The 25841-nt window shown below is 69.9% G+C and carries 23 protein-coding genes; 7 read left to right on the forward strand and 16 right to left on the reverse strand.

The window, feature by feature from the left end; translation table 11 throughout:
* Nucleotides 1–11 precede the first annotated feature (11 nt).
* The 4 genes from AC5RVZ_RS05660 to AC5RVZ_RS05675 are packed head-to-tail and all read right to left on the reverse strand — an operon-like array spanning nucleotide 12 to nucleotide 3921.
* Nucleotides 12–650, reverse strand: a complete 639-nt coding sequence (locus AC5RVZ_RS05660) for a LysE family translocator (protein ID WP_494064824.1) — start codon at nucleotides 648–650, stop codon at nucleotides 12–14.
* 59 nt (nucleotides 651–709) lie between these two features.
* Complete coding sequence (locus tag AC5RVZ_RS05665) at nucleotides 710–1810, reverse strand: polyprenyl synthetase family protein (protein ID WP_494064825.1); 1101 nt, start codon at nucleotides 1808–1810, stop codon at nucleotides 710–712.
* A 9-nt stretch (nucleotides 1811–1819) separates the two neighbouring features.
* Complete coding sequence (locus AC5RVZ_RS05670; protein ID WP_494064826.1) at nucleotides 1820–3157, reverse strand: geranylgeranyl reductase family protein; 1338 nt, start codon at nucleotides 3155–3157, stop codon at nucleotides 1820–1822.
* Between the two features lie 2 nt (nucleotides 3158–3159).
* Nucleotides 3160–3921 (reverse strand): demethylmenaquinone methyltransferase, encoded by a 762-nt coding sequence (locus tag AC5RVZ_RS05675; protein WP_494012802.1) that lies wholly within the window; start codon nucleotides 3919–3921, stop codon nucleotides 3160–3162.
* 89 nt (nucleotides 3922–4010) lie between these two features.
* Here AC5RVZ_RS05675 and AC5RVZ_RS05680 point away from each other — a divergent pair, with 89 nt between their 5' ends.
* From AC5RVZ_RS05680 to AC5RVZ_RS05695, 4 genes are all read left to right on the forward strand, one after another.
* Entirely contained in the window at nucleotides 4011–5414 is a 1404-nt protein-coding gene (locus AC5RVZ_RS05680; RefSeq protein ID WP_494064827.1) for an isochorismate synthase, read from the forward strand.
* A 158-nt stretch (nucleotides 5415–5572) separates the two neighbouring features.
* Nucleotides 5573–6391 carry a basic amino acid ABC transporter substrate-binding protein gene (locus AC5RVZ_RS05685; protein ID WP_494064828.1) on the forward strand — a complete coding sequence of 273 codons (819 nt, stop codon included), beginning with the start codon at nucleotides 5573–5575 and terminating at the stop codon, nucleotides 6389–6391.
* Between the two features lie 78 nt (nucleotides 6392–6469).
* Nucleotides 6470–7255, forward strand: coding sequence for an amino acid ABC transporter permease (locus AC5RVZ_RS05690; protein WP_494064829.1), 786 nt, complete (start codon nucleotides 6470–6472; stop codon nucleotides 7253–7255).
* Between the two features lie 3 nt (nucleotides 7256–7258).
* Nucleotides 7259–8014 (forward strand): amino acid ABC transporter ATP-binding protein, encoded by a 756-nt coding sequence (locus AC5RVZ_RS05695; RefSeq protein WP_494064830.1) that lies wholly within the window; start codon nucleotides 7259–7261, stop codon nucleotides 8012–8014.
* 75 nt (nucleotides 8015–8089) lie between these two features.
* Here AC5RVZ_RS05695 and menD read toward each other — a convergent pair whose 3' ends face one another.
* The 4 genes from menD to AC5RVZ_RS05715 form a co-directional block, all read right to left on the reverse strand.
* On the reverse strand, nucleotides 8090–9958 hold the full coding sequence (gene menD / locus AC5RVZ_RS05700; RefSeq protein ID WP_494064831.1) for a 2-succinyl-5-enolpyruvyl-6-hydroxy-3-cyclohexene-1-carboxylate synthase: 1869 nt from the start codon (nucleotides 9956–9958) through the stop codon (nucleotides 8090–8092).
* Between the two features lie 69 nt (nucleotides 9959–10027).
* Nucleotides 10028–12070 (reverse strand): PhoX family protein, encoded by a 2043-nt coding sequence (locus AC5RVZ_RS05705; protein WP_494065494.1) that lies wholly within the window; start codon nucleotides 12068–12070, stop codon nucleotides 10028–10030.
* 261 nt (nucleotides 12071–12331) lie between these two features.
* On the reverse strand, nucleotides 12332–14023 hold the full coding sequence (locus tag AC5RVZ_RS05710) for an HNH endonuclease signature motif containing protein (protein WP_494064832.1): 1692 nt from the start codon (nucleotides 14021–14023) through the stop codon (nucleotides 12332–12334).
* A gap of 460 nt (nucleotides 14024–14483) precedes the next feature.
* Nucleotides 14484–15515: an o-succinylbenzoate synthase gene (locus AC5RVZ_RS05715; RefSeq protein WP_494064833.1), complete on the reverse strand. Its 1032-nt coding sequence runs from the start codon at nucleotides 15513–15515 to the stop codon at nucleotides 14484–14486.
* Nucleotides 15516–15581: 66 nt separating this feature from the next.
* Here AC5RVZ_RS05715 and AC5RVZ_RS05720 point away from each other — a divergent pair, with 66 nt between their 5' ends.
* Nucleotides 15582–16493, forward strand: a complete 912-nt coding sequence (locus AC5RVZ_RS05720) for a phosphatase PAP2 family protein (RefSeq protein WP_494064834.1) — start codon at nucleotides 15582–15584, stop codon at nucleotides 16491–16493.
* Nucleotides 16494–16616: 123 nt separating this feature from the next.
* Nucleotides 16617–17189, forward strand: a complete 573-nt coding sequence (locus AC5RVZ_RS05725; RefSeq protein ID WP_494064835.1) for a GNAT family N-acetyltransferase — start codon at nucleotides 16617–16619, stop codon at nucleotides 17187–17189.
* A gap of 116 nt (nucleotides 17190–17305) precedes the next feature.
* Here AC5RVZ_RS05725 and AC5RVZ_RS05730 read toward each other — a convergent pair whose 3' ends face one another.
* The 5 genes from AC5RVZ_RS05730 to pdhA form a co-directional block, all read right to left on the reverse strand.
* Complete coding sequence (locus tag AC5RVZ_RS05730; RefSeq protein ID WP_494064836.1) at nucleotides 17306–18169, reverse strand: MBL fold metallo-hydrolase; 864 nt, start codon at nucleotides 18167–18169, stop codon at nucleotides 17306–17308.
* 145 nt (nucleotides 18170–18314) lie between these two features.
* Entirely contained in the window at nucleotides 18315–18530 is a 216-nt protein-coding gene (locus AC5RVZ_RS05735) for a hypothetical protein (RefSeq protein WP_494000602.1), read from the reverse strand.
* Nucleotides 18531–18619: 89 nt separating this feature from the next.
* The gene (locus AC5RVZ_RS05740; protein ID WP_494064837.1) at nucleotides 18620–20158 is read right to left on the reverse strand and encodes a dihydrolipoamide acetyltransferase family protein; all 1539 of its coding nucleotides are present in this window, start codon (nucleotides 20156–20158) and stop codon (nucleotides 18620–18622) included.
* A 2-nt stretch (nucleotides 20159–20160) separates the two neighbouring features.
* Nucleotides 20161–21246 (reverse strand): alpha-ketoacid dehydrogenase subunit beta, encoded by a 1086-nt coding sequence (locus AC5RVZ_RS05745; protein ID WP_494064838.1) that lies wholly within the window; start codon nucleotides 21244–21246, stop codon nucleotides 20161–20163.
* Nucleotides 21247–21273: 27 nt separating this feature from the next.
* Entirely contained in the window at nucleotides 21274–22434 is a 1161-nt protein-coding gene (gene pdhA, locus AC5RVZ_RS05750) for a pyruvate dehydrogenase (acetyl-transferring) E1 component subunit alpha (protein ID WP_494064839.1), read from the reverse strand.
* A 214-nt stretch (nucleotides 22435–22648) separates the two neighbouring features.
* On the opposite strand from pdhA, the gene AC5RVZ_RS05755 reads away from it, so the two are divergent.
* Nucleotides 22649–23110, forward strand: coding sequence for an Lrp/AsnC family transcriptional regulator (locus tag AC5RVZ_RS05755; protein WP_493978019.1), 462 nt, complete (start codon nucleotides 22649–22651; stop codon nucleotides 23108–23110).
* Nucleotides 23111–23132: 22 nt separating this feature from the next.
* Here the strand turns inward: AC5RVZ_RS05755 and AC5RVZ_RS05760 are convergent, their stop codons facing one another.
* The 3 genes from AC5RVZ_RS05760 to AC5RVZ_RS05770 form a co-directional block, all read right to left on the reverse strand.
* A complete protein-coding gene (locus AC5RVZ_RS05760) occupies nucleotides 23133–23768 on the reverse strand; it encodes a dihydrofolate reductase family protein (protein ID WP_494064840.1) in 636 nt (211 codons plus the stop codon).
* Between the two features lie 120 nt (nucleotides 23769–23888).
* Nucleotides 23889–24848 carry a 2-hydroxyacid dehydrogenase gene (locus AC5RVZ_RS05765; protein ID WP_494064841.1) on the reverse strand — a complete coding sequence of 320 codons (960 nt, stop codon included), beginning with the start codon at nucleotides 24846–24848 and terminating at the stop codon, nucleotides 23889–23891.
* Nucleotides 24849–24996: 148 nt separating this feature from the next.
* Nucleotides 24997–25764 (reverse strand): enoyl-CoA hydratase/isomerase family protein, encoded by a 768-nt coding sequence (locus AC5RVZ_RS05770; protein ID WP_494065495.1) that lies wholly within the window; start codon nucleotides 25762–25764, stop codon nucleotides 24997–24999.
* Between the last annotated feature and the right edge of the window lie 77 nt (nucleotides 25765–25841).

Genomic DNA, 25841 nt, shown 5'->3' on the forward strand with positions numbered 1-25841 from the left:
CGCCGGCGGGTTCAGCGGCTCTCGGCCGCCAGGGCGACGCCGAAACCGACCAGCACGATGCCCGTGATCCGGTCGATGGAACGCGTCACGGCCGGCGTGCGCAGCCACTTCCGGGCCGCATGCGTGCCCCAGATGATGGCCGAGAAGAACACCAGCCCCTCCAGATTGTGCACCAGGGCCAGCAGGATGCCCATCAGCGCCGGGGAGACGCCCGGCGGGATGAACTGCGGGATCATCGCCACATAGAAGACGCCGACCTTCGGGTTCAACAGGTTCGTCCCGACACCGGTAAGCCACGCCCTGACGTACGACGCCGGAGCGGCCGGCGCGCCGGCGTCTGCGAGGCGCGTGGCCGGTTGCCGGAACGACCGCCACAGCATCCGGAACCCCAGCCAGGCCATGTAAGCGGCGCCAGCCGCCTTCAGCACCGTGAACGCCGTTTCCGAGGCGGCCAACAGGGCCGACGCCCCGACCGCGGCCGCGATGCCCCAGGCCAAGGCGCCGGTGTTGATGCCCAACGCCGTCGCGTACGCCCTGCCCCGGCCCTGGCTGACGGCCGAGCGCAGCACCAAGGCGGTATCCATCCCGGGCACCAGGGTCAGCAGGCCGGCCACCAGGGCGAAGGACAGCAGTGCTTGTTCTACGGTCACCCGTTAGTCCCCGAAGGACGGCGCCGGCACGGTTGACATGGTCAAGGTGGACCGGCCCGTCAGACCTCGCGGTCCACGACGGCCTCGGCGAAGGCCGTCAGCGCGGCCTTGACCGTGCTCTCGGGCAGCGGGGCAAGGGAGGCCTTGGCGGCGTCGGCCCATTCACCCGCGATGGCCCAGGCCTGGGCGGTGACCGGGTGCCCGCGCAGCGCGGAGACGGCGTCGGCCAGGGCCTCGTCCGACGTCAGGTCCGCGTCCACCAGTTCCAGCACGGCGGCGGCGGACGCGTCGCCGTCGGCGGCGGCCTGGCGCAGCAGCAGGACCGGCAGGGTGGGGACGCCCTCCCGCAGGTCGGTGCCCGGGGTCTTGCCGGACTTGGCCTTGAGCCCGGTCACGTCAATCACGTCGTCGGCCAGCTGGAACGCCACGCCCACCTTCTCGCCGTATTCCAGCATCACGTTCACGGCCTGTTCGCCGGCTCCGGAGAACATGGCGCCGAGCTGGCCGGAGGTGGCGATCAGCGAGGCGGTCTTGTCCGCGATCACGGAGAGGTAGTGCTCCACCGGATCCTCGTCCTTGCGCGGGCCGACGGTCTCGTGCAGCTGGCCCAAGCAGAGCCGCTCGAAGGTGCGCGCCTGGATGCCGACTGCTTCGGGCCCCAGCTGGGACACCAGCAGCGAGGCACGGGCAAAGATCAGGTCGCCGGCCAGGATGGCCACCTGGTTGCCCCACACCTCGTGCGCGGTCGGGGCGCCGCGGCGGTACGGCGCGGAGTCCATCACGTCGTCGTGGTAGAGCGTGGCCAGGTGCGTCAGTTCGACGACGACGGCGGCCTGCACCACGTCGGGAACCGAGCCGTTGCCCAGCTGCGCGGCCAGGATGGTCAGCAGCGGCCGGATCCGCTTCCCGCCGGCTTCCACGAGATGGCGGCTGGTGGCATCGGCGAACGGATCGGAGTGTGCGATGGCCGCGCGCAACTGCTTCTCCACCCGTGCCAGGGCGGTGGAAACCGCGGGACCGAGCTCGGGGTCCTGGGCCACCGGGGCGAAGCCATCCGGCAGGTTCAGGCTGGTGGCAAGGGCGGCAGTCGCGGTATCCAGCTCCGGCGACTCCGGCGGGTTCTGGCCGGCGGGAGTCCAACTCGGTTTGGCGTCAGTCACTGTTCAACACTAACTAATCGTGGGGGCGGTATGGCCGGCCGGTTTGTGGCCGCCGGCCTGGTTCGATGCCGGCGGCGTCAGGTGCTCCAGCAGATGAATAACTCTATCCTCAAATCCCTTGCCGCCCGAGTCGGTCAAATTGGCCAGCATTCGCACCACGAAGCGCATCAACGGCGGGACCGGCATTCCGGTCCGCAGGGCCAGTTTCATAATGGCCGGCTTGCCGATCAGCTGGGCGAAGATCCGGCCCAGGGTGAAGTGGCTGCCCCAGTGCCCGCGGATGATGTCCGGGTAGCGGGCCATCGCGGCGTCGAAGCCGGCCATGCTGAGCAGCTGCCCGCCGGTTCCGGACAGGCGGCCGTGCGCCTCGGCGATCAGCTCGGCCGCGTAGCGGGCGGACTCCATGGCGTAGGAGATGCCCTCTCCGTTGAACGGGCTGACCATGCCGCCGGCGTCGCCGAGCAGCAACAGGCCGGGGCTGTAGTGCGGCGTCCGGTTGAACCCCATCGGCAGGGCCGCACCGCGGACCTGCCCCACTTGGTTTTCCTCGGTGAAGCCCCACTCCGCCGGCATGCCGGCGGTCCACTCGCGCAGCACCTGCCGGTAGTCCAGCTTGCCGAAGGACTTGGACGAGTTGAGGATGCCCAGGCCCACGTTTGACGTCCCGTCGCCGACGCCGAAGACCCAGCCGTAGCCGGGCAGCGGGTTGCCGGCCGCGTCGGGGAGCTCCAGCCACCCCTCCATCCAGTCGTCGTCGTGCCGGGGGGAGGTGAAATAGGTACGCACGGCCACGCCCAGCGGCCGGTCGTCGCGTTTCTCGATGCCCAGGCTCAGGGCGGTGCGGGTGGAGTTGCCGTCGGCGGCCAGCACCACGTCGGCGAAGAAGTCCTTGGTCTCCCCGGTCTTGCGTCCGCGCCCGTCCAACACGTTGGCGCGGACCCCGGTGACCCGTCCGGCCTCGTCCCGGAGGGCGGTGGAGACGGAGTGGCGTTCCAGCACGACGGCGCCGGCGGCCGCCGCGTGACGGGCCAGCTGCTCGTCGAAGCCCATGCGGGTGCGGATCAGGCCGTAGTCCGGGAAGTCGCTCAGTTCCGGCCAGGGCAACTCGAGCTGCCGGCCGCCGGCGATCAGCCGCAACCCCCGGTTCCGGCGCCAGCCGGAGGATTCCTCGTGCGGCAGTCCCAGCAGCTGGACTTCGCGCACGGCGCGGGGCGTCAGGCCGTCGCCGCAGACCTTTTCGCGCGGGAAGGCCGTCTTTTCCAGCACGGTCACGTCCACGCCGGCGCGGGCGAGGTAGTACGCGGCCGTGGATCCGGCCGGCCCCGCCCCAACAATGAGAACTGACATGGCTACAGGGTGTGCCTGCTGCTCTGGCGCCGCAGCGCGGCCTGCGCCCGGGCGTTGGCCGCCTCGTCGCGGCCGGGCTTCACGGCCCGGTGCACGGCGACAATGCCGCCGGACAGGTTGCGGTAGGCCACGTCCTGCCAGCCTTCGCCGGTGATCCACTCGCCCAGCTGGTCCTGGTTTGGCCAGGCGCGGATGGACTCGGCCAGGTAGACGTAGGAGTCGGGGTTGGACGAAATTTTGGACGCGATCGCCGGCAGCGCGCGCATCAGGTACTCGGTGTAGACGGTGCGCCAGACCGGGAGGGTGGGGTGGGAGAACTCGGCGATCACGAGCCGGCCGCCGGGTTTGGCCACGCGCAGCATCTCGCGCAGCGCCAGTTTCGGATCGCTGACGTTGCGCAGGCCGAAGGAGATGGTCACGGCATCGAAGGAGTTGTCCGCGAAGGGCAGATTGGTCGCGTCACCGGCCACGAAGTCGATGTCGGGGCGGCGGCGCTTGCCGACGCGCAGCATGCCCAGGGAGAAGTCGCAGGCCACCACGTGGATGCCGGCATCGGCATAGGGTTCGCTGGAGGTGCCCGTGCCGGCGGCCAAATCCAGGACCTTCTGGCCACGCTCGGCGCCCACCGCGTCCACCACGATGCGGCGCCACCGGCGGGTCTGGCCCATCGACAGCACATCGTTGACGAGGTCGTACTTCGGCGCCACGTCATCGAACATGGCGGCTACTTCATCCGGGCGCTTCTCCAGCGATGCACGATTCACTGGGCCATTGTCTCAAAGACCGGCGGCCGCCCGCGAACCCGGGCTTTCGCGGGCGGTGGCGTTTGCCGGGCAGAGTAGGCTTAATGACCATGACCTCCCCCCTGTCCCCCTCGTCCGGCCTGCCCGGAACCGGGCCTGCCGCGCCGGCCGGCCGCACGGAACCGGAGGCCGCGGACCAGCTGCCCAGCGGGACCCTGCGCGGCATCACGGTCGAGTGGCCCGCGGTGCCCGACACCCAAGGGCTCACGGAGTATCTGGTGCGCGACGATGTGCTCTGCTGGGTGCGGCGCGAGGGCGGGCTCGCCGGCTTCGGCGAGATCGCGCGGTTCACGGCCAGCGGGCCGGACCGCTTCCGGCGGGCGGCCGCGTGGTGGCGCGGGATCCAGGCCACCGCCGACATCGACAACCGGGTGGGCGGCCCCGGAACCGGGCCGGTCGCCTTCGGCTCCTTCGCGTTCTCCTACACCTCCTCCCACAGCTCCCGCCTGGTGGTGCCGGAGGTGCTCGTGGGCCTGGATGGCGACCGCGCCTGGCTCACCTATCTGACGTACGACGCCGATGCGCACCTCAGCGCCGAGACGGCCGAGGCCGTGCTCGCGGGCTGGCTGGAAGAGATCTCGGTAGAGCGCAGCCCCGATCCCGCCGACTCCCTCGTTCCGGGACAGGTGTCGGAGCAGGCGTACATGGATGCCGTCGCCGCCGGGGTCGAGCGCATCCAGGCCGGGAACCTGAGCAAGCTCGTCGTGGCCCGGGACGTGGTGGCCAATCTCGCCGCGCCCATCGCCACCGCCCAGGTGCTGCGCGAACTCGCCGCACGGTACAAGGACTGCTGGACGTACTCCGTGGACGGGCTGATCGGCTCCACGCCGGAGATGCTGATCAAAGTGGAGAACAATGTGGCCCGCGCCCGCGTGCTGGCCGGCACGCTCGACCGCTCCCGGACCCACGGCCACGCCGGCGAATCGGACACCGACTACGCCCAGCGCGTGCTGGCCGGCTCCGAGAAGCAGCTGCACGAGCACCGGATCGCCATCGACTCGCTCACCCGCAAACTCGAGCCCTTCACCACCGCGATGAGCTCGCACAGCGAGCCGTTCGTGCTGGAGCTGCCCAACGTTTGGCACCTGGCGTCCGACGTCTCGGCCGAGCTGGCGCACGACGGCGGGCAGCCGCCGTCGTCGTTGGAGCTGGCCGAAGCGGTGCACCCCACCGCGGCCGTGTGCGGCACCCCCACCGAGGTTGCCGGAGCCCTGATCCGCGAACTGGAGCAGATGGACCGCGGGCCGTACGCCGGCCCGGTGGGCTGGACCGACGGCGCCGGCAACGGTGAATGGGGCATCGCACTGCGCGGCGCCGTGGTGGAGGGGCCGCAGCGGGTCCGGCTTTATGCCGGCTGCGGCATCGTGGACGGCTCCGATCCGGAGGCCGAACTGGCGGAGACCTGGGCCAAGTTCAGGCCGATGATCGAGGCGCTCGGCCTGCGCCGCAGATAACTATTCACCGACAATCGGCACGGCCGGGGGCAAACCATCCTCCAGCCGACTACGCTGTTTTCCAATAGGCAATGGCTGTAGCCTGTGGTGCATATCACGTGTTGCGGGCATTCCCGTTACACTTAAGCCGGATTTCCAACGAGACAAAGGTAGTAACTATGCGCAAAAACGCATCCAAGGCGGTCCAGGGGTTCTCCCTTCTGGCCGTGGCGGCACTCGCTTTGACCGCCTGCGGTGGCTCGGACGACGCCGGCGGCAACGGCGGCACCGGCACCGCCGGCGCGGGATCCGAGCTGCCCCTGGTCCAGGAGGGCAAGCTGACCGTCTGCTCCGACATCCCCTACCCCCCGTTCGAATTCGAAGAGGGCGGCGAGTACACGGGCTTCGACATCGACCTGATCACGGAGATCTCCTCGGAGATGGGCCTTGAGGTGGCCATCCAGGACGTCGGTTTCGACGCCCTGCAGTCGGGCGTCACCCTGGCCGCCGGCCAGTGCGACCTCGGCGCCAGCGCGATGACCATCACGGAAGACCGCAAGAAGAACATCGCCTTCTCCGACCCCTACTACGACTCGCTGCAGTCGCTGCTGGTCCCGAAGGACTCCGACATCAAGGCCGTGGGCGATCTCTCCGGCAAGAAGGTGGGCGTCCAGCAGGGCACCACCGGCGAGGCCTACACCCGCGAGAACGCCCCGGAGGACGCCGAAGTCGTCGCATTCCCGTCCGATGCCGAGATGTACCAGGCCATCCAGGCCGGCCAGGTCGACGCCTTGCTGCAGGACCTGCCGGTGAACATCGGCCACACCGAGGACGGCAAGTTCACCATCGTCGAGGAGTACAAGACTGACGAGTCCTACGGCTTCGCGGCGAAGAAGGAAGGGTCCGAGGCCCTGATCTCGGCCGTCAACGATGCCCTCTCGACGCTGCGCGACAACGGCAAGTACCAGGAAATCTACGACAAGTACTTCACCGAGTAGCAAGCCCTCCGGCCCCCGTTCCCGTGCGTGAAGCAGCGGGAACGGGGGCCGCCGACTTACAGCTGGAAGGCATCACCAGTGAAACCTTCGACCCGCCGCCGACTTTTCCGCGGGGTCCTTTACGCCATCTTCATCGCCGCCGTCGCCGCCGTCGCCTTGGTGGCCGATTGGGAGGCCATCCGCACGAGCTTCCTGAACCCGGAAGTCCTGGGTGAGCAGTTCCCCACCATCATCGTCACGGCGGCGAAGAACACGGTCGTCTACACCCTGATCGCCTTCGTCGGCGGCCTGCTCTTTGGTCTCCTCCTGGCGCTCATGAAGCTCTCGCCCGTGGCGCCCTACCGGTGGGTGGCGACCGCCTATATCGAGCTGTTCCGCGGCCTGCCTGCCCTGCTGGTGATCTTCGGCTTCGCTTTCGCGGTCCCGATCGCGTTCCAGTGGCGTCCGCCGGGAGGCAGCACGGGGGCCGGGCTGATCGGTTTGATCGTCGTCTCGGCTGCCTACATTGCCGAGACGCTCCGAGCCGGCATCGAGGCCGTCCCCGCCGGCCAGCGGGAGGCGGCCCGCTCGCTGGGCATGAACCCGAGCTGGACCATGGTCTCCGTGGTGCTGCCGCAGGCGGTGCGCATCGTCACGCCGCCGCTGACCAACGAGCTGGTCATCCTGATCAAGGACACGTCGCTGCTCTTTATCGCCGGCATGGCCCTGGCCAATCGGGAACTCACGACTTTTGCCCGCGACGGCGTCTCCCAGTTCGCCAATGCCACGCCTCTGGTCGCCGCGGCACTCATGTACCTGATCATCACCTTGCCGCTCACCCAGCTGGTCGCCTGGCTGGAGAAGCGCAACAACAGGAGCCGGTAACCCATGACTGAAGAATCGCTGCGCCACGACAGGCCGGCCATCGAGGTCAAGGACCTCTGCAAGAACTTCGGCAACAACGAGGTCCTCAAGGGCATCGACTTCCACGTGAACCAGGGTGAAGTGGTCTGCGTGATCGGGCCCTCGGGCTCCGGCAAGTCCACCCTGCTGCGCTGCGTGAACCGGCTCGAGGAGCCCACCAGCGGCACCGTCCTGGTGGAAGGCGTGGACATCACCGACCCGGAAACGGACTTGGACCGGGTCCGCACCCGGATCGGCATGGTGTTCCAGCAGTTCAACCTGTTCCCGCACCTGAACGTTTTGGACAACCTCACCCTGGCCCAGCGCCGGGCCAAGAAGCGCGGCAAGACCGAAGCCATGGAAGTCGCCCGGAAGAACCTGGAGAAGGTGGGGCTGGCAAACCGCGAGAACGCCTACCCCGCCCAGCTCTCCGGCGGGCAGCAGCAGCGGGTGGCCATTGCGCGGGCGCTGTCCATGAACCCGGACATGATGCTCTTCGACGAGCCCACCTCGGCGCTGGACCCCGAACTGGTCGGTGACGTGCTGGAGGTCATGCGCAAGCTGGCCGACGAGGGCATGACCATGATGGTGGTCACGCACGAGATGGGCTTCGCCCGCGAGGTCGGTGACCGCGTGGTCTTCATGGACGGCGGCGTAGTGGTGGAGCAGGGCAAGCCCGAGGACGTGCTGGCCAACCCGCAGCACGAACGCACCAAGGCGTTCCTCTCGAAGGTCCTCTGAGCGGGCTCACCCCAGCAATCTGGGCAGAGTCGCCCCAGCTAACTGGGGCAGGCTCAGCCCAGCAAATTGAGCAGCTCACCCTAACAAACGGGCAGTGGCGGTCGCGACGGCGGCCGCCACTTCCGCGTGCACGGCCCGCAGCCGGCTTCGGTCGGTGCGCACCTCCACCACGCTCCGCCCGGCCACCGGCTCGGAGAGGACGGCGTCCAGTTCGTCCGCGTCCTTGACCAGCCGGTGCCGGACCCCGTAGCCAGCCGCCAGCGAGGCGAGGTCCGCGCGGTGCGGGGTGCCGAAGAGGCGTTCGACGGTTGAGGTGAACGCCGCGTGCTCCCCCACCTTTCCGTGTTCCAGGGTCGAGAAGATCCCGCCGCCGGAATCGTTGACCACCACGATCTGCAGGTCGGGTTCGGGCTCCCCGGGTCCGAGCAGCAGCGATCCGGCGTCGTGCAGGAAGGTCAGGTCGCCCATGAGGGCCCGGGTTCCGGTTCGTGCTCCCAGCGCGATGCCCGCCGCCGTCGCCACCGTGCCGTCGATGCCGGCTACCCCGCGGTTGGCGTGCACGAAAGCGTCCGGAATGTCGATGGGCGTTCCGGCCAGGTCCACGTCGCGGATCGGGTTGGACGAACCAAGCACCAGCCGGCCGCGGGTATGGAGCCAGACTGACCGTGCGACCCGCAGGCCCGTCAGCTCCGGTTCGGCGTCCAGGCGTTTAATCAGGGCCGCATCGGCCGCATCGGCGGCCTCCCGCCAGAGCCGTAGCCACGCGCCGGGCCCCTGGCCGGAGAAGATCGACAGGTCCGCCGGCACGGAAATCACCCGTTCGCGGCGGCGCCCGGGCTCGTACCAAGGGACCGGGTCCGGCTGGAAGAGCGCGGCCTGGACGTCCTCCCGTGCCAGCAGGGCAGACACCGGCCGCGAGAGCGTCGGGCGGCCGAAGACCACGGCCCGTTCGATCTGCGTCCCGAGGTGGCCCAGCAGCAGGCGGTAGGGGCCGATGGCGTTGGGGCCGAACCTCGCGTTGGAGGACGGTTCGGCCAGCAGCGGCAGCCCGTGTGCACGCGCGAAGGCTTCGGCCCTGGCTCCCGCACCGTGTCCGGCCACGACCACGGTGCGGCGTTCCTCGGTCCCGTGGATCGGCGGTTCCGCCTGGCCCGCGGGCCAGGCGGCGGCCCGGTCCCGTGCCGTCGCCGCCGGTGCCGCGGCACCAAGTGTCGTCGCCGCGGGTGCCGGGGCACCGCCGTCGTCCGTTGCCCGCACCGGCGCCGTGGCGTGATCAGTGGCCCTATCCGTAGCCGTATCCGTATCCGTATCCGTATCCGGGAACAGCGGGTCGCGGAACGCGAGATTTATGTGCACGGGACCGACCGCACCCGGGTGCGCCGCCGTTTCGGCCGCCGTCGCTGCGGCGTTCGCCGCCGACGGCGTGGCCGCCAGCGAGAGCATGTCGTCCGTCGCGGCCGCCGGCTGGATGCCCTTCGCGTGGAGGAGGCTGGTGCGGATGGCGTCCGTCGGGTCGTCGCCGGCCGGGATGTCGACGGCCGAGCGCACGTGGACGCCGAACAGTCCGTGCTGCACCGTGGTCTGGTTGGCACCGGTGCCGCGCATTTCGGCCGGGCGGTCGGCGGAGAGCACCACCAGTTCCACGCCGGCGTGATTGGCTTCCATCACCGCCGGCAACAGCTCGCCCACCGCCGTTCCGGAGGTTGTGACGACCGGAACCGGGCGCAGCGAGCCCAGCGAGAGCCCGAGCGCGGTAAACGCCGCGCCCCGCTCATCGATGTGCACGTGCAGCCGCAGGCCGCCGTGTGTTTCGGCCTCGGCGAGCGCATACGCCAGCGGGGCGCTGCGCGAGCCCGGCGCGATGACGACGTCGCGCACTCCGCCCCAGACCAAGGCCTTCACGGCCAGTCGGGCGGTATCCATCGAGCTCAGCTGCGCAGTCACCCCCTCATGGTAAGCAGACGGCCGCGCCCCGAGGGACGCGGCCGCCTGCCTTCCGTCGGCGTGGCCGGGCTAGCGCTTGAGGTGCCCGTTCTTGCCCTTGAACATCTGGATCACGGCCGGCCGGGGCAGCGCGGCGTCGCCCGGCTTGGCGCGGCGCCCGTCCCCGACGTAGTCCGGGAACAGCGAGCGCTGGGCTCCCCAGCTGCCGTCCTCGCCCGGGTGCTGGACGGCGACGAACACCATCCCGTCGTCGTCGTGGATCAGCGGACCGCAGGTCTCGGCATCAATCGGGACGGCCATGAACTGCTCCACCTTGCCGCGTTCCTGGCCTTCCAGCGTGACGCGGAAGAGTGCGTCGTTGCGTTGGATGGTGCCGGGCTGCCCGTCGGTGGAGACCCACAGGTTTCCGGCCGAATCGAACGCCAGGTTGTCGGGGCAGGAGATCGGCTGCACCTGGTCGGCCGGGTAGCCGCTGAAGTAGACCGACTCGTCCACTGCCGGATCGCCCGCCACCAGGATCAGCTGCCAGATGAACTCGGTAGAGGTCTGGTCGCCAATCTCGGTCATTTCCACGATGTGGCCGTGGCGGTTGTTGGCCCGCGGGTTCGGCTCGTCCACCTGCGCGCGGGTCCGGGCGGTGTTGTTGGTGCAGGCCATGTAGATCTTGCCGGTCGCCGGGTTGATCTCCACGTCCTCCGGGCGGTCCATCTTGGTGGCACCCATGGCGTCGGCGGCGAGCCGCGTGTACACCAGCACCTGGTCGATGCGCATGCCCGGCACCAGCGACTTGCCGTCGCGGGTCAGCTGTATCCAGTGGCCGGTGCCGTCGAACGCGCCGTCGGAGGGCAGCACGCCGGAGCCGTCGATCTGGTTCTGCGGGGAATTGCCCTTGAAGCTGGCCACGTAGAGGTCTCCCTCGGTCAGCAGGGTCATGTTGTGCTTCTTGTCGCCCTCGCGGTAGGTGCCCTTGGAGACGAACTTGTACAGGTAGTCGAAGCGCTCGTCGTCGCCGGAGTAGGAGACCACGTGGCCGGAGGCGGCGATGGTCACGTTGGCGCCCTCGTGCTTGAACCGGCCCAGGGCGGTGTGCTTGCGCGGGGTGGAGGTGGGATCGAACGGGTCCACCTCGACGATCCAGCCGAACCGGTTGTCTTCGTTCCTGCCCTCGGGCCGGTCGGTGTCGAAGCGCGGCTCCGGGATGTGCCAGCCGCGCGACGGGTTGGCGCTGGTCAGGCCGTAGCGGCGCTGCTCGGCGGTTGGTGCCGACACCTTGAAGTACTGGTTGAAGTTCTCTTCGCCCGAGAGTACCGTCCCCCACGGCGTGGTGCCGCCGGCGCAGTTGTTCAGCGTTCCCAGTACGGTGCGGCCGGCGGGATCGGCCTGCGTCTTCAGCAGGTCGGAGCCGGCAGCCGGTCCGGTCAGTTCGTATTCGGTGTCCATCAGGAAGCGGCGGTTCAGCTTGGCCCCGCGGACGTAGGTCCACGGCTGGCCCTTGCCCTTGCGCTCCAGTTCCACGACGGACAGCCCGTGGGCGGCCATGGCTACCTCGCGCTGGCGCTCGACGGGCATGCCCGGCGGGAACATGATGCCCTCGTTGGTGTACTCGTGGTTGGCGAACAGGACCGCACGCTTGCCGTTGCTGCCCGGGATCTCGATGATGTCCAGGTAGTCGTTGTTGTAGCCGAACTGGCCCGACTGGGACTCCTTGGTCTGGTTCTCCGGATCGAACTCCGGGGTGCCGTGGAACAGGGGGTCGCCCCAGCGGATCACCGGATCCCAGTTGTAGCCCTTGGGCACCACGACGTCGTCCACGTTGTTCGGCACGGCCTTGATGCCGTCGAACTTGAGTTTGCTTGGGTTGCCCGGTCCGCGCCCGGCCTTTGCGGCCGGGGCCAGCCCGACCTGTGCCTCCGCGGCGGCCCCGCCGCCGAACATCAGCGCCAGCGCGCCGGCGCCACCCAACCCCATCATCCGGCGGCGGGAGTACTCGGCGGAGACGATGTCCCGGAAGTAGTTATTGTCCGAGGTGTTGCAGACGCCCTTGGCACAGGCGTTGTCGCACTTGAGCGCGCAGGTCACGGCGCTGCGTTTTCCGGACACATGGCCCAGCATCGGCAGGTAGCGCTTCTTGGTATCGGTCACGTTTTCACCTTCTGCATTGAACTGTGGGATCGTCCTCCAGTGTGCTGATCGAAGTCGACCGGCAGACCGAGCAGTGGTGAATTTTTGGCCAACGACAGGCAAAACACCTTGCCGGGCTGGGCCGGGGCCGCGAGGCTTCGCGTTCTTCCAGGGTGAGGCTTGAGTTTCTTCACGGCTGGTCCCGGCGTCAGAAGTGTCACCCCAGACGGCTTTTGCAGTGCAGCGCCGGCGTCAGAATGGGGGTGGTGCGTTGGGGTCGGTGTTGTCGTCGGGCAGTTCGATGCCGCCGAGCGTACGTTTTGTTGGCTGGTCGCCGCGGTCACTGATGTCGCGGGCGGCGGCGTCTCCCGCGGCGGGTGCGGCGCCGTCGGTGTCTCCGGCTGCATCTGCGGCGCCGTCGGTGTTGTCTTCGTTTTCGCCGGTGGCTGGCGCTTCCGTTTCCTTCGGCCGGGGCAGGAGGGTGTCCCAGCCCTCGTCCGGGTGGGTGGTCTTGCGGTGGCCGGTGCGCGTGGTCCACGTGATCTGACCGTGTGGGCCGGCCTCGGCCTGGATGTGCCCGGCGGTCTTCGCCGCATGGTGGGCGCTGCACAGGCACTGCAGGTTTTCCGGCACAGTCGGCCCGCCGTCCTCCCCCCCCTGGACGTGGTCGATCTCGCAGTATCTGGACGCGCGGCGGCAGCCCGGGAAGCGGCAGTGCCGGTCCCGGACCCGGACCAGGCGTTTGAGCCAGTCGGGCGGAGTCCGCAGTTTCCGTGCGGCTGCGATTGCCTGGCCGTGGTCGTCGGTGAGTACCGGCAACCAGGACCTGGCCAGCTGCGCCAGTTCCCGTCCCATGTCTGCCGGGATCGGGCCGTGCCCGGCCAGGTCTCCGGGCTCCTCGCTCAGTCCCAGCAGCGTGGCCAGGGGCACCGTGACCAGCATCCCCGGCCCCGCACCACCGCCGCAGTTACCGCCGCCGGGTGCGGCCCGGGTAGCCGCAGTGCCTACGGGTGTCGGCCGTGGGACCGCGACGGCCCCGGCCCCGAACGCACCGCCACAGTTACCGCTGCCGCTGACGGCGGTTGCCTCGCATCCAACGAAGGCGCCGCTGCCGGCGGGCTGTGCCGCGGCCGGCGCTGCCTGCCCCGTGTCGTCCGCCGTCGTCGTGTCCGCCCCGCCGGCCGGGCAGGTGCGGCCGGTCAGCATGAGGTCACAGAACACGTCGGCGCGGAGCTGGGGCAGGGTCCTGGCCTCGCCCGGGCCCTGGAGAGAGCGGGCTGTGGCCTGAATCCGGTCGAAGACCAGATGCGCCTTGTCCGCGCTGGTCCGGATCCACAACTCGGCCATCCCGTCCTCCTGGTCGGTCAGCTGCACGTCGCGGGACTCGTTCGCCCGCCGGTGCCGCTGGGCCAGGGATTCCGGGTGGAGACGGTCGCGCATCCGCCGGGCCCGGGCCGTATCCAGGGTGACGTCCCCGGCGCCGGGCAGCACCGCGGCCTCGAAATCCTGCAGGCATTCGGCCGGCAGGTCCGCGCAGCCGCGGGCCAGCGCCTTCGCCCGCGGCAAGTTCAGGTCGCCGCGGCCCATCGCCTCGAGAGTGCCCGGCAGGTGCGTGCAGATCTGCCGGGCATCGGCCAGCATGGCCCGCGCCGCGGCGTCACCGGTGCACAGATGCGCCGAGATCTCCTGGTGCGCGAAGCGGGAAAAGCCTTCCGGGTCGCGGTCCCCGCCCATCCCTGGACGCAGCCGGGCGAAGCGGTCCAATGCCTTCACCCGGCAGGACTGCACCCACGCCTCCACCCGCGCCGCAGCCAAAAGATAATCCATGGTCTGCACGTCATCCAGTTCCGCCGGCTCCACCACGGCCAACAAACCGGCCAGCACGGCAGGCACCCCCACCCCGCCCTCGGGCACCACAGGCATGCTTTCGGCGTCCTCGGGCATGGCTGGCTGCCCGCCTTCGGTGGCTTCCGGTGGCGAAGGAATTTCTGCCGAGCTGGCGGAGTCGACCGTGCTAGACGCACCAGGGTCAGTGGGCACCGAAATTAGTCCGGCGCGATCAGACCCGATGCCATAACGCCGGAGCAGTGCTTCTGCCACCACGTGCTGCAGCAACGCTTCCAGCAGGGAACTGTCCGGACGCGAGGGCACACCAAGGTCCATCACCAGTCCCTGTCCCGGAACCGGGAACCGAAGCTCGTCGCCCTCGCCCTCCATATCCAAACGCTACCGGCCGCATCGGACAGTTTAGGGGCTCGTTCCAAGTGCCAGCGGTGCAGGGAATCGGGAAGGCCAGACAGGGCTCACCGCACGATTGAGCCGCGGATGCAGCCTCGAGCGGCAGAGCATTCGGCATGTCCCCGGCCGCAGACGTCCGCGCCGACGGCCGTTCCCCGCCCCTAAATCACCGCTCCAGCAGCCGGTACGTCCGCGTGAGCCGTTCCAGCCACCACTGCCGCCGGTCCTCGGGCGCAGCGAGACGGTCCAGCAGGTCCGGGTCGGGCACGACGTCGCGCACCGGGAGGCTGCCGGTCACCGGCACCAGCGGTTCCGCCGCCACGTCCGCGGCCATCAGGGACACCGTCGCCAATCCGCAGGCATACGGAAGTTCCGGCAGCGCCGCCGCCAAGGCCACGCCGGCGCGGATTCCCACGGAGGAGTCCAGGGCGGAACTGACGACGGCGGGGAGCCCGGCTTGGGCGACGATTTCCAGCGCCCGCCGCACGCCCCCGAGGGGCTGTACTTTGACCACGATCAGGTCGGCTGCGTCTTCGCGGGCCACCCGCAGGGGGTCGGCGGCCTTGCGCACGCTTTCGTCGGCCGCAATGGGGGTGGCGATGCCGCGCCGCCTCAGTTCGGTCCGCACGGCGCGCAGCCCGGCGATGTCGGCGACCGGCTGCTCGGCGTACTCCAGCGAATATCCGGCCAGTCGGGTCAACGCCTCCACCGCCGCGGGCACGTCCCAGCCGCCGTTGGCGTCCACCCGGAGCGCAGCGTGCGGGGCTGCGGCACGCACCGCCGCGACGCGGGCCACGTCCTGGTCCACATCCTGTCCGGTCTCGGCAACCTTGATCTTCACCGTCTGGGCGCCGTCGTAGCGGGCCAGCACCCCGGGTACCTCCGCCGGCGCCACCGCGGGCACCGTGGCGTTGACCTGGACACTGTCCCGGATTGGCGCCGGAAAACCCCGCCAACCCGCCTCCACCGCGGCCGCCAGCCACGCGGCGGCTTCGTCGTCGTCGTACTCGAGAAAGGGCGAGAACTCCGCCCAGCCGGCCGGGCCCTCCAACAGCAGCACCTCGCGGTGCATCACGCCGCGGAAGCGGACCTTCATCGGCAGCGACACCACGCGTGCGGTGGCGAGCAGGTCGGCGAGGTCCGGGAGCTCCGGCCGGTCGGAAAGCCCGGGAACATCGGGAATCTGGTGCGGTGTCATCACCTCCAACTGTACGGCGGGCGCCCTTCCCGGAAGCTGTCAGCATTGTGTGCGACCCTAGAATCGATGACTCCGCAGCGTTCCCGTGTCCGCTCCCGGCCCGCCTCCAGCCGTCCGGCGGCCCACGCTCCTGCCCTGTTCTGGCTGGGAGCACTGCTGTGCGCGGGGGCTTTTGTGCTGAACTACTACGCCTTCGTCCGCACCACCACCGGGCAGTTCGCCGACGAATCGGCCTGGGCGGAGGCGGACTCCGGCTGGCGGCTGGGCCGCGGCGTTTTCCTGGACTTTTTGGACCTGCTGCCGGATATCTCCGTCGCCGTGGCGGCCGTGGTGCTGCTGGTGGCGGCCTTGGTACGACGCCGGTGGGGGCCGGCGGTGGTCGGCGTCGGGGTGGTCGCGGCGTCGGCGGCGACCACGTGGATTCTGAAGAACCTTATTCTGGACCGGCCCGACCGCGGCGTGCCCACGCTGGAACACAATTCGCTGCCGTCGGGGCACACCACCATCGCCACGGCTGCCGCCCTGGCCATCTTCCTGGTGGCCTCGCCCCGCTGGCGGCCGTTCGCCGCGGCCGCGGGTGGTTTGTATGCCGTGCTGGCCGGTGCCGCTACCTTGATCAACGGCTGGCACCGCCCGGCAGACGTGGTGGCCGCTTTTTTGGTGGCCGGCTTTTGGGTGCTGGCCGCCGGCCCGGTCGTGCTGCGGCGCGGCAGCGATTGGAACATCTGGTCCGGCTACGGCAGCTTTTGGGCGGCGTCCGCCTGGTGGCCGCGGCTGTGCTGGCTGCTGGCCGTGCTGGGCATCGGCGCCGCCGCGGGACTATACCTGCTCGCGCAACAGGCCGGCGCCGCACCTGTCCCCGGCACCGGCAGGCTCCCGTTGTTTTTCTGGGCGGGCATGGGCCTGATCACCGGCACCGGGATGCTGCTCAGCGCCCTCCTGACCTGGTTGTTCGGCCTCCAGTCGCGCCGACTTTAGGTCACGCGCGGGAACGGCAGCGGCGGCCGGGCTTGGAGCATAGCCAACGGTCAGCCTTGGAGCATTGCCGGCGGCCGGCCCCGGAGCATTGCCAGCACAGGATGGCGGTGGCAAAGTGACTCCATGGCCATCGAGGTGCGTCCGGCAACGGTTTTCGGCGATGTGAAAGCCGTGCTGGGGCCAAAGCGCGCCGATGCGAACGTCTGCTGGTGCCTCAGCTACCGCCTTCCGTCGAAAGACAACGCCTCGCTGCGGGGCGAGGATCGAGGGGCCCTCGTCGAGCGCTTGTGCGGGCAGGACCCGCCGCCGGGGGTGCTCGCCTACGACGGCGACGAGGTGGTCGGCTGGGCCGCCGTGCATCCCCGGGCGGACACGGCCTTCGCGCGCAACCGAAAGATCCCGCACGTGGACGACGTCGATGTGTGGTCGGCGTGGTGCATCCGGGTGCGGCCGGGGTATCGCGGCAAGGGGATTTCGCACCATTTGCTCGCGGGCGCCGTCGACCTTGCGCGCCGGCACGGCGCCCCCGCGGTTGAGGGCTACCCGGTCGACAACGAGGGCAAGAAGGTCGACCTGACCATGGCCTACGTCGGCACCCGAAAGCTCTTCGAACAGGCCGGCTTCACGAAGGCGGCAGACACCGACTCGGTGGTGAACGGGTTCCCGCGGGTGCTCATGCGGTTGGAACTGGGCTGACGCCCCCTTTCCGACGCGGCGCGCCGCCGCACCCGGCGCCGCACCCGGCGCCGCTCTGCGGCCGCCGCTCTGCGGCCGCCGCTCCCCGTCGCCGCCGCTCCTCCGCCGCCGCTCCCCTAGCGGTTGGCGGTGAGGCGCTGCAGCAGGGCGCGGGACTGCACGGGCCCGTAGGGCAGGATCGGGATGGCCTTGGTGGAGTCCGCGAGAGTGTCGCGGCTGGCCTGTTCACCCATCCGGACGGCCAGGGTCATGGTTTCGCACATGTTCTTCACGAAGGCGTCGCTGACGGTCTGGCCGTGGCCGGGCACCAGCACGTCGTACTCGTGCCGCAGCCCGGAAATCCGGCGCAGCGTTTCCACCCAGTCGCGCGGGTAGGAATCTTCGAAGGCGGGCGGGGCGCCCTGCTCCACCAGATCGCCGGCAAAAAGCGTGGTGGGCGAACCGACCAGCAGGTCGCCGTCGGTGTGGCCGCGGCCCAGATGAAAGAGTTTGACGCTGACCTCGCCCAGGTCGACGGTGGTCTCCGTGTCCACCAGCTTGTTGGGCATCTTGATCCCGGTATGCTCCCCGTCGCCGGCCGCCATTTCGGGTTCCGTTTCCCCGACAGCCTCACGCTGGAGCACGCCGTTCTCTGCGACGTCGTGCGCGCAATTGCGGTGGGCGTAAAAGTCCTGCACGCCCTGGGCCGCGAAGTAGGCGTTGCCAAAGACGTGGTCATAGTGGAAATGCGTGTTCACGACGACGAGCGGCAGCTTGGTCAGCGCGCGTACGGCCGCGTAAATCCGCCGTGCCTGCCGCGGCCCGGCACCGGTATCCACCACCAAGGCCTTGTTCCTGCCGACGACCAGCCCGGAGTTCAACAGATACTCCCGGGTCCTGATCACGTAATTGCCGGGTGCCACCTGCACGTATTCCGCCGGCTCCCCGGCCTGGTCCACCGGCTCCCCGGCCTTGTCCTCTGATCGGGCGGCATCGCTCATCCGGGTCGTCACCCTCCGTCGCGTCGAACACCGGCCGCGCGGACGGCGCAGCCTGATCCTGCCACGGTACCGCGCCGACCACTCCGGCACACCCAGCCATCAGGCCGCGGCCAACTGGCTGCGGCCTCCTGGCGAGCGTCCCGCGCTAGAGTTCGTGGACGGAGCGAAGCACCTCGCGCACCTCGCCGAACGGCACGGAGTCGTCGACGTAGGCCTGCACATGCTTGGAGCCCATGCCACGGACCATCACGCCGTGTTCCCCTTCGGCAGCAGACTCGAGGAACACCGGCCGCAGCGCCTCGGCATGGTGTGCAGACAGGCGGGAGAGGTACTTTTTGTACGCCTCTGGCAGAGTGACCATGCCCTAAGGGTAGCGCCGGCGGGGACGGGCCAGCTAGGGAAACTTTCGGGCGGCCGCCGGCCGGTTGGGCGCCGGCCGGCGGGGAGCTGCTACAGGTCCGCGAGGACGCTGCCGGGGTTTTCGATCGCGTCCGCCACGTAGCGCAGGAAGCCGCCCGCGGTGCCGCCGTCGCAGACGCGGTGGTCGAAGGCCAGCACCAGTTCGGTCACCTTCCGGACTGCCAACTGCCCGTCCACCACCCATGGCTTGTCGATGATCCGGCCGACGCCGAGGATCGCCACCTCCGGGTAGTTAATGATGGCGGCGCTGCCGTCCACACCGAAGACGCCGTAGTTGTTCAGCGTAAACGTGCCGCTGGTCAGCTCGGCCGGCGTGGCCTTGCCGTCGCGGGCGACGGCGGTGAGCCGCCTGATCTCGGTATCCAGCTGCCTGGCGCTGAGCTTGTCGGCGTTGCGCACGCTGGGCACCATCAGCCCGCGGTCGGTCTGGGCGGCGAAACCGAGGTTGACACCGTCGAAGCCGACGATCTCTTCGCCTTCCATCCGGGTGTTCAACTCCGGATATTTGGCCAGGCCGGCCAGCACGAACCGGGCGATGAAGGCCAGCAGCCCCGGGGTGTTCTCCGGATCGCGGCGCTTGAGGTCGGCGCGCATCTGCAACAGGGCGGTGGCGTCCACGTCCACCCAGACGGTGGCCTCGGGGATTTCGCTGCGGCTGCGCGACATCGCCTGGGCCACGGTCTTCCGCACGCCCTTCATCGGGGTGCGGGTGGCGATGCCCAGGCCGGTACGGGCGTCGGTGCCGACGGCGCCCGCCGTGCGACCCTCCGCCGGGGCTCCGGCAACGCCGGTGGCGGGGGCCGGGGCTCCGGCCATTGCGCCGGCGGGGGCGGTGTCTCCGGCCAGCGCGGCCTCCACGTCCTTGCGCAGCACCATGCCGTCCGGGCCGGTGCCGGTGATGTCGGTCAAGCGGAGACCGGCGTCGCGGGCCAGCTTGCGGACCAGGGGCGAGATGACCAGCGGGGCCCGGCCGCCGTCGGCCGGCACGGGTTCCTCCTGAGTCTCCGCCCTCGCCGGAGCTACCGCCGGGGCGGCCTTCGGGAGGGTCGCCACGGCAACGCGGCCGGTCTTCGGTTTGCGGGTGCGCTTGGACCCCGCCGACCCGCCGGGAGTGCCGTAGCCGATCAGCACGTTGCCCGACCCGGACTCCGCCGGCTCCTGGATCCCGGCGCGCTCCTCCCTCCGGTAGGCCTCGCCGTCGGGGTGGGCAGTGCCTGCCCCGGCGCGGTCCGGGTCGGGAGCGTCTCCCGCCGCGACCGCAGCGGCAGCCTCCCCCGCCCGGGGTGCCTGCGGCACGGCAGCCTGGGCGCCGTCGTCGTGCACGTAGCCCGGCGCGTCCACCGAGATGAGGGGCTTGCCCACGTCCAGGGTGTCGCCGGCCGCCCCGTGCAGCACCGCGACGGTCCCCGCGAACGGGCTGGGCACCTCCACCATGGACTTGGCGGTCTCTACTTCGGCGACCGGCTGGTCCACACGGATCTCGTCGCCGACCTTGACCAGCCAGTTGACCAGCTCGGCCTCGGTCAGGCCCTCGCCGAGGTCGGGCAGTTTGAATACCTGTCGCGACATGGCTACGCGTCCTCCCACTGAAGTTCATCCACGGCGTCCAGGATGCGGTCCACGCTGGGCAGGTAGTGCCGCTCCAGCTTCGGCGCGGGATACGGAATATCGAAACCGGTCACGCGCAGCACCGGGGCGGCCAGCGAGTGGAAGCAGCGCTCCTGCACCCGCGCCACGATCTCGGAGGCGACGGACGCGAAGCCGGGGGCCTCAGCGACGACCACGGCGCGGCCGGTTTTGCGCACCGACGCCATCACGGTTTCATCGTCGAACGGCACGATCGACCGGATATCGATCACCTCCAGCGAGCGCCCCTCCTCGGCGGCGGCCGCGGCGGCCTGCATGACGGTGGGCACGGACGGACCGTAGGTAATCAGCGTGGCATCGGTTCCCTCGCGGGCGACGACGGCGCGGCCGATGCCCGACCCGACGGCGCTGCCGGTACCGACTCCCGGGTTGCCGGACTCGGCCGTGCCGGCCTGCCCCGCCCCGGACCCCTGCACGATCCCGGGGGCGGCCCACTGCGACTGCAGCGCTTCGAGGTCCAGCTGCTCTTTGGAGAAGTAGAGCTTCTTCGGCTCCAGGAACACCACCGGATCCGGGAAGCGGATGGCCTCGCGGAGCATGGTGTAGGCGTCCTCCACCGTGGCCGGCGCCACCACGGTCAGCCCCGGCGTGTGCGCGTAGTAGGACTCGGAGGAGTCGCAGTGGTGCTCCACTCCCCCGATGCCGCCGGCATACGGAATCCGGATGACCATCGGCAGCTTGACCCTGCCGCGGGTCCGGTTGGGCATCTTGGCCACGTGCGAGACCACCTGCTCGAACGCCGGGTAGGCGAACGCGTCGAACTGCATCTCCACCACCGGGCGGAGGCCGTTCATCGCCATGCCGATCGCCATGCCCATGATGCCGGATTCGGCCAGCGGGGTGTCAAAGCAGCGTTCCTCGCCGAACCGCTTGGTGAGGCCGTCGGTGATGCGGAAGACGCCGCCCAGCGGGCCCACGTCTTCACCGAAGACGACGACGGAGCGGTCGGCTTCCATCTCGTCGGCCAGGGCCGTGTTCAGCGCCTTGGCGAACGTCATTGTTGTGCTCATGGTGTGTCCTTTGGTCGGCGGCAGCGCTCAGGCCGACTCGCGCGAGAGCTCGTCGCGGAGCATGGCGGCCTGCTCGCGCAGCTGGCTGGTCTTTTCGGTGTAGACGAAGCGGAACAGGTCCTCCGGGTCCACGTCGGTCTCGGCATTGAGTCCGTCGCGCATCTGCGCGGCCACGGTTTCCGCCTGCTCGGCGATCTCCTCTTCGAGTGCCTCGTCCAGGAGATGCAGTTCCCTGAGGTACGCCCGCAGGCGCACCAGCGGGTCCTTCGGCGCCCACTCGGCCACTTCGTCGTCGGTGCGGTAGCGGGTGGCGTCGTCGGCGTTGGTGTGCGACTGCATCCGGTAGGTGTGCGCCTCGACCAGGGCGGGGCCGCCGCCGTCGCGGGCGCGGGTCACTGCCTTGCCGAGCACGGACAGCAGCGCGGCGGTGTCGTTGCCGTCCACGCGCTCGCCCGGCATGCCGTAGCCGATGGCCTTGTGCGCCAGCGACGGCGCCACCGTTTGCTTGTTCAGCGGGACGGAGATGGCGTACTGGTTGTTCTGCACGAAGAACACGACCGGGAGGTGGAACACGGCGGCGAAGTTCAGCGCCTCGTGGAAGTCGCCCTCGCTGGTGGCCCCGTCACCGCAGAGCGCGACGACGACGGTGTCCTCGCCCTTGAGTTTGGCGGCGTGGGCGACGCCGACGGCGTGCAGCAGCTGGGTGGCCAGCGGCGTGGCCTGGATCGATACCTTGTGCTCGTAGGGGTCGTAGCCGCCGTGCCAGTCGCCCTGCAGCAGGGTCAGGGTCTGCACCGGGTCGACGCCCTTGGCGATCACGGCGACGGTATCGCGGTACGTGGGGAACAGCCAGTCGTCCCGGTCCAGGCACAGGGCCGCCGCCACCTGGCAGGCCTCCTGCCCGTGCGATGACGGGTAGACCGCCAGCCTGCCTTGGCGGACCAGGGCGTTGGCCTGGTCGTTGACGCGGCGGCCGACCACCAGTTCGCGGTAGGCGCCCAGCAGGGCTTCGCCGTCGGGCAGCGGATACTTGTCGTTGTGGACGTGCCGCCCGTCCGGGTCCACCAGCTGCACGGGCTGCTCGGAGGGCAGCATGTAGGCCTCGGCGGTGACCTGATCATCCATGCCGGGGCGGCCGGACGGGTCGGACATCGATCCCTCGATCGGGTTACCGGTTGAGATGGTCATGGTGTCTCCCTCGAATCCTTGGTCGGCGGGCGCCGTTGCCTGCCGCCCCGCACGGCGCGGGCGGCCCTGGTGAAGAAACTGTGTAGCTTTAGTATGGATTCGGCTACTTTTCGTATCCACTTATGCGGGAAAACGTGGATTATCTGCCTGCCTGGCCGTAGTCTTGGAGACGAATTGTTAATGTGAGCTGGATAACCCCGCGAGGTGTAGACAGATGGCCAACGGTGCCGCCGCAAAGGTCCCGCAGCTGGACGAGATTGACCGCCGGATCCTGGCGGAACTGACGCGGGACGGCCGGCTGTCCGTGACCGCCGTCGCCGAGAACGTGCACATCTCCCGCGCCCACGCCTACTCGCGCATTGCCCGGCTGACCGAGGCCGGCGTGCTGACCAAGTTCACGGCGTTGGTGGACCCGATCAAGGCGGGACTAAAGGCCTCCGCCTACGTGACCCTGAAGCTGCGTCAGCACTCCTGGCGCGAGCTGCGCGAAGCCCTGCGCGCCATTCCCGAGGTGCACCACATCGCCCTGGTCGGCGGGAACTTCGATGTCATCCTGCTGGTCCGTGCCGTGGACAACGTGGACCTGCGCCGGGTCATCTTTGACCAGATCCAGTCCATGCCCGGCATCCTCGACACCCAGACCTTCCTGGTGTTCGAGGACCTGGACACCCGCTGAACCGGCCGGCGGGCTCCGGCGCTCAGCCGGCGTTCCCGTCCCGGGGCGCCGCGGCCTCGTTCATGTTGCCGGTCTCGACCTCGCCAGCTCGCTCATACACCAGGGCCACCGCGCCCTTCTCAAAGGTGCGGGCGGGGCCGGCGAGGCGGAAGGAGGCCGGGATGGTGCCGGGGCCGAAGAGGCGCTTCCCGCTGCCCACCGTGAGCGGATACAGAAAGAGGTTGAGGCGGCCGACCACGTCCTCGGTGAACAACGACTGCAACAGGTCGCCGCTGCCGAACACGTGCACCTCGTCGTGCCGCTCGCGGAGGTGGGCGGCCGCCATCGCATCGTGCAACGCGGTCGTGCCCGCCCAGGCAGGCTCGGTGAGCGTCGTCGACACGACGTACTTCGGCACCGCGTTGAACTTCACCGCGATCGGAGAGTCCTCGCCGGCATTGGGCCAGTAGGACGCGAAGATGTCGTAGGTCTTCCGCCCGAGCAGCGGCGCGTCGATCCGGTCGATGACCGCCCCGATCGCCTCGCCGGATGCTTCGTCGAAGAACGGAGCCTGCCAGCCGCCGTAGTCGAAGCCGCCCTCCGGGTCCTCGTCGGCCGCGCCCGGCGACTGGTACACGCCGTCAAGGGTGAGGAACATGTTGGCCACGATGATGCCCATGGGTCTTCCCTCCCGGCGCGTAACACCGCCCCCGACGCGCCGCCTTCATCCTGCCCGCGGGCCGGGACTGTTGTCCAGACCCGGGCGCCTCGGCAGGCCACGGGCGGGGCATTCGGGGACTCAGGGCCGAAAGCGGCCCGGCTGCACCAGGTTCTGCGGTGCCCGGCCGGCTGCGACCGCCGCCAGTTGATTCTTCAGGAGCCGGACGATCCGCGGTTCGAACGCCGTGGTGTCGCCGCCCAGGTGCGGGGTGATCAGCGCGTTGGCGGCCCGCCACAGCGGGTGGTCCGGCGGCAGCGGTTCGGGATCGGTGACGTCCAACGCGCACTTCAGCCGGCCGGAGACGACTTCCGCGGTCAGGGCCGCCGTGTCGACCACCGCCCCGCGCGCGACGTTGACCACCAGCGCACCGTCCGGGAGGGCCGCCAGTACCGCCGCGTCGATCAGCCCGCGGGTGGCGTCCGTCAGGGGGGTGATGAGGATCAGCACCTCGTGGGACGCGGCCAGCTCGGTCAACTCGTCCGTGCCGTGGACGTGGCCGTCGCCGTCGTCCCGGGCGCGGGTCCCCACCCGGGTCAGCTGCACGTCGAAGGGCTCCAGCCGGCGCGCAATTTCGCGGCCGATGCCGCCCACGCCGACGAGCAGCACCTTGCGGTCCGCCAGCGACGGCCGCCGCACGTGGCGCCACCGTCCCTCGGGCTGGTCGCGCGCGGCGACGTCGATCCCGCGCAAGGAGGCAAGCACGAGCCCGACGGCGAGTTCGGCGGTCGCGGCGGCGTGCACTCCCGCCGCGCTGGCGATGGCGACGTCCGGTCCGACGACGGCGGCTATCCCGTCAACCCCGGTGGTTTGGGCCTGCACCAGCTTCAGGTTCGCCAGCTTCGGCAGGCCGGCGACCGCCCGGGACATGTCCGGGTACGGCAGCACCACGACCTCGATCTGTTCGGGCCGGGCGTCCTCGGGGTCGCCGTCGAAATCCCAATAGACGGTGCGGATCCCCGCGGGCAGGGGTTCCAGGGCGGCCATCAGGCCCCGGTCGGGGCAGGCGACGGTGGTGACGGCTGGCGGGGCGGCATTCATGTGACTCCTGGAGCAGCGACCGGGCAACCCGGCGGCGCGAACGGGCTTCGCGTGGAAGCCTACCCTTTCACCGCGCGGGCACAGGCTAACCGCGCGGCACGGGCTGGCCGCGCGGCCGGTGCCGCGCGGCGCGGGCCGCGGTCGGCCGTCAGCCCTTGAAGACCGGCCGGCGTTTCTCCTGGAAGGCCTTGAAGCCTTCGGCGTAGTCGTCGCTCTTGCACAGCCGGCCCTGCGCGGCGTTTTCCTCTTCGGTGGCCAGCCACAGGCCCAGCCGCTGGTCGCGGATGTTCGCCACCAGCTCCTTGGACGCCCGGAACGCGCCGGTGGCGCCCTGGGCCACCTTGCCCACGATGCCGCGGGTGGTCTCCAGCAGTTCGTCCGCCGGCATGGCCCGGCTGAACAGCCCGGCCCTCACCGCCTCCTCGCCGCTCATCAGCTCGGCGGTGTAGATCAGGTCCAGGGTGCGGTGCGCGCCGAGCCGCTCGGTGAACAGCCAGTGCCCGCCCGAGTCCAGGGTGGCCCCCAGGTTGGCGAACGGCGAGCCGATCTTGGCGCTGTCGGCCACGTACACCACATCGGTGGCGATCAGCAGGCCGAGCCCGACGCCGAGCGCCGCCCCTTGCGCGGCGGCGAAGGTGGGCGCGGGGAACTCCGCCATCTTCCGCAGCACCGGGGTGACGACGCCGGACAGGTAACCGTAGGCGTCGTCGGTCGCCGGGTCCACCGCGGAGATGTCGCGGCCGGCGCAGAATCCGCGGCCCTCGCCCCGGAGCAGCAGCGCACGGACGCCGGCGGCGGCGGCGTCGTCGTAGGCCTTGCCCAGGTCATTGACCGCCTGCTCGTCCAGCGCATTCATCTTGCCCGGCGCGTTGAGCACCACTTCGGCGATGTTGTCCTCGATGGACAGCTCAATCATGCTCATACGTGAATCCTCCTGAGGGGCGCCTGGTTGTCGAAGAGAGACTGCGCGAGGGACGGGTGTGGCCCCCCCTC

It is taken from the genome of Arthrobacter sp. Cza30 (assembly GCF_059090765.1).

Bases quoted from the DNA above. Each gene is read 5' to 3' on its own strand.
- AC5RVZ_RS05670 (WP_494064826.1), bottom strand. From the start codon at position 3,157: ATGTCAGTTCTCATTGTTGGGGCGGGGCCGGCCGGATCCACGGCCGCG.
- AC5RVZ_RS05680 (WP_494064827.1), top strand. From the start codon at position 4,011: ATGACCTCCCCCCTGTCCCCCTCGTCCGGCCTGCCCGGAACCGGGCCT.
- AC5RVZ_RS05685 (WP_494064828.1), top strand. From the start codon at position 5,573: ATGCGCAAAAACGCATCCAAGGCGGTCCAGGGGTTCTCCCTTCTGGCC.
- AC5RVZ_RS05695 (WP_494064830.1), top strand. From the start codon at position 7,259: ATGACTGAAGAATCGCTGCGCCACGACAGGCCGGCCATCGAGGTCAAG.
- AC5RVZ_RS05705 (WP_494065494.1), bottom strand. From the start codon at position 12,070: ATGCTGGGCCATGTGTCCGGAAAACGCAGCGCCGTGACCTGCGCGCTC.
- AC5RVZ_RS05710 (WP_494064832.1), bottom strand. From the start codon at position 14,023: ATGCCCGAGGACGCCGAAAGCATGCCTGTGGTGCCCGAGGGCGGGGTG.
- AC5RVZ_RS05715 (WP_494064833.1), bottom strand. From the start codon at position 15,515: ATGACACCGCACCAGATTCCCGATGTTCCCGGGCTTTCCGACCGGCCG.
- AC5RVZ_RS05720 (WP_494064834.1), top strand. From the start codon at position 15,582: ATGACTCCGCAGCGTTCCCGTGTCCGCTCCCGGCCCGCCTCCAGCCGT.
- AC5RVZ_RS05725 (WP_494064835.1), top strand. From the start codon at position 16,617: ATGGCCATCGAGGTGCGTCCGGCAACGGTTTTCGGCGATGTGAAAGCC.
- AC5RVZ_RS05730 (WP_494064836.1), bottom strand. From the start codon at position 18,169: ATGAGCGATGCCGCCCGATCAGAGGACAAGGCCGGGGAGCCGGTGGAC.
- AC5RVZ_RS05735 (WP_494000602.1), bottom strand. From the start codon at position 18,530: ATGGTCACTCTGCCAGAGGCGTACAAAAAGTACCTCTCCCGCCTGTCT.
- AC5RVZ_RS05740 (WP_494064837.1), bottom strand. From the start codon at position 20,158: ATGTCGCGACAGGTATTCAAACTGCCCGACCTCGGCGAGGGCCTGACC.
- AC5RVZ_RS05745 (WP_494064838.1), bottom strand. From the start codon at position 21,246: ATGAGCACAACAATGACGTTCGCCAAGGCGCTGAACACGGCCCTGGCC.
- pdhA (WP_494064839.1), bottom strand. From the start codon at position 22,434: ATGACCATCTCAACCGGTAACCCGATCGAGGGATCGATGTCCGACCCG.
- AC5RVZ_RS05755 (WP_493978019.1), top strand. From the start codon at position 22,649: ATGGCCAACGGTGCCGCCGCAAAGGTCCCGCAGCTGGACGAGATTGAC.
- AC5RVZ_RS05760 (WP_494064840.1), bottom strand. From the start codon at position 23,768: ATGGGCATCATCGTGGCCAACATGTTCCTCACCCTTGACGGCGTGTAC.
- AC5RVZ_RS05765 (WP_494064841.1), bottom strand. From the start codon at position 24,848: ATGAATGCCGCCCCGCCAGCCGTCACCACCGTCGCCTGCCCCGACCGG.
- AC5RVZ_RS05770 (WP_494065495.1), bottom strand. From the start codon at position 25,764: ATGATTGAGCTGTCCATCGAGGACAACATCGCCGAAGTGGTGCTCAAC.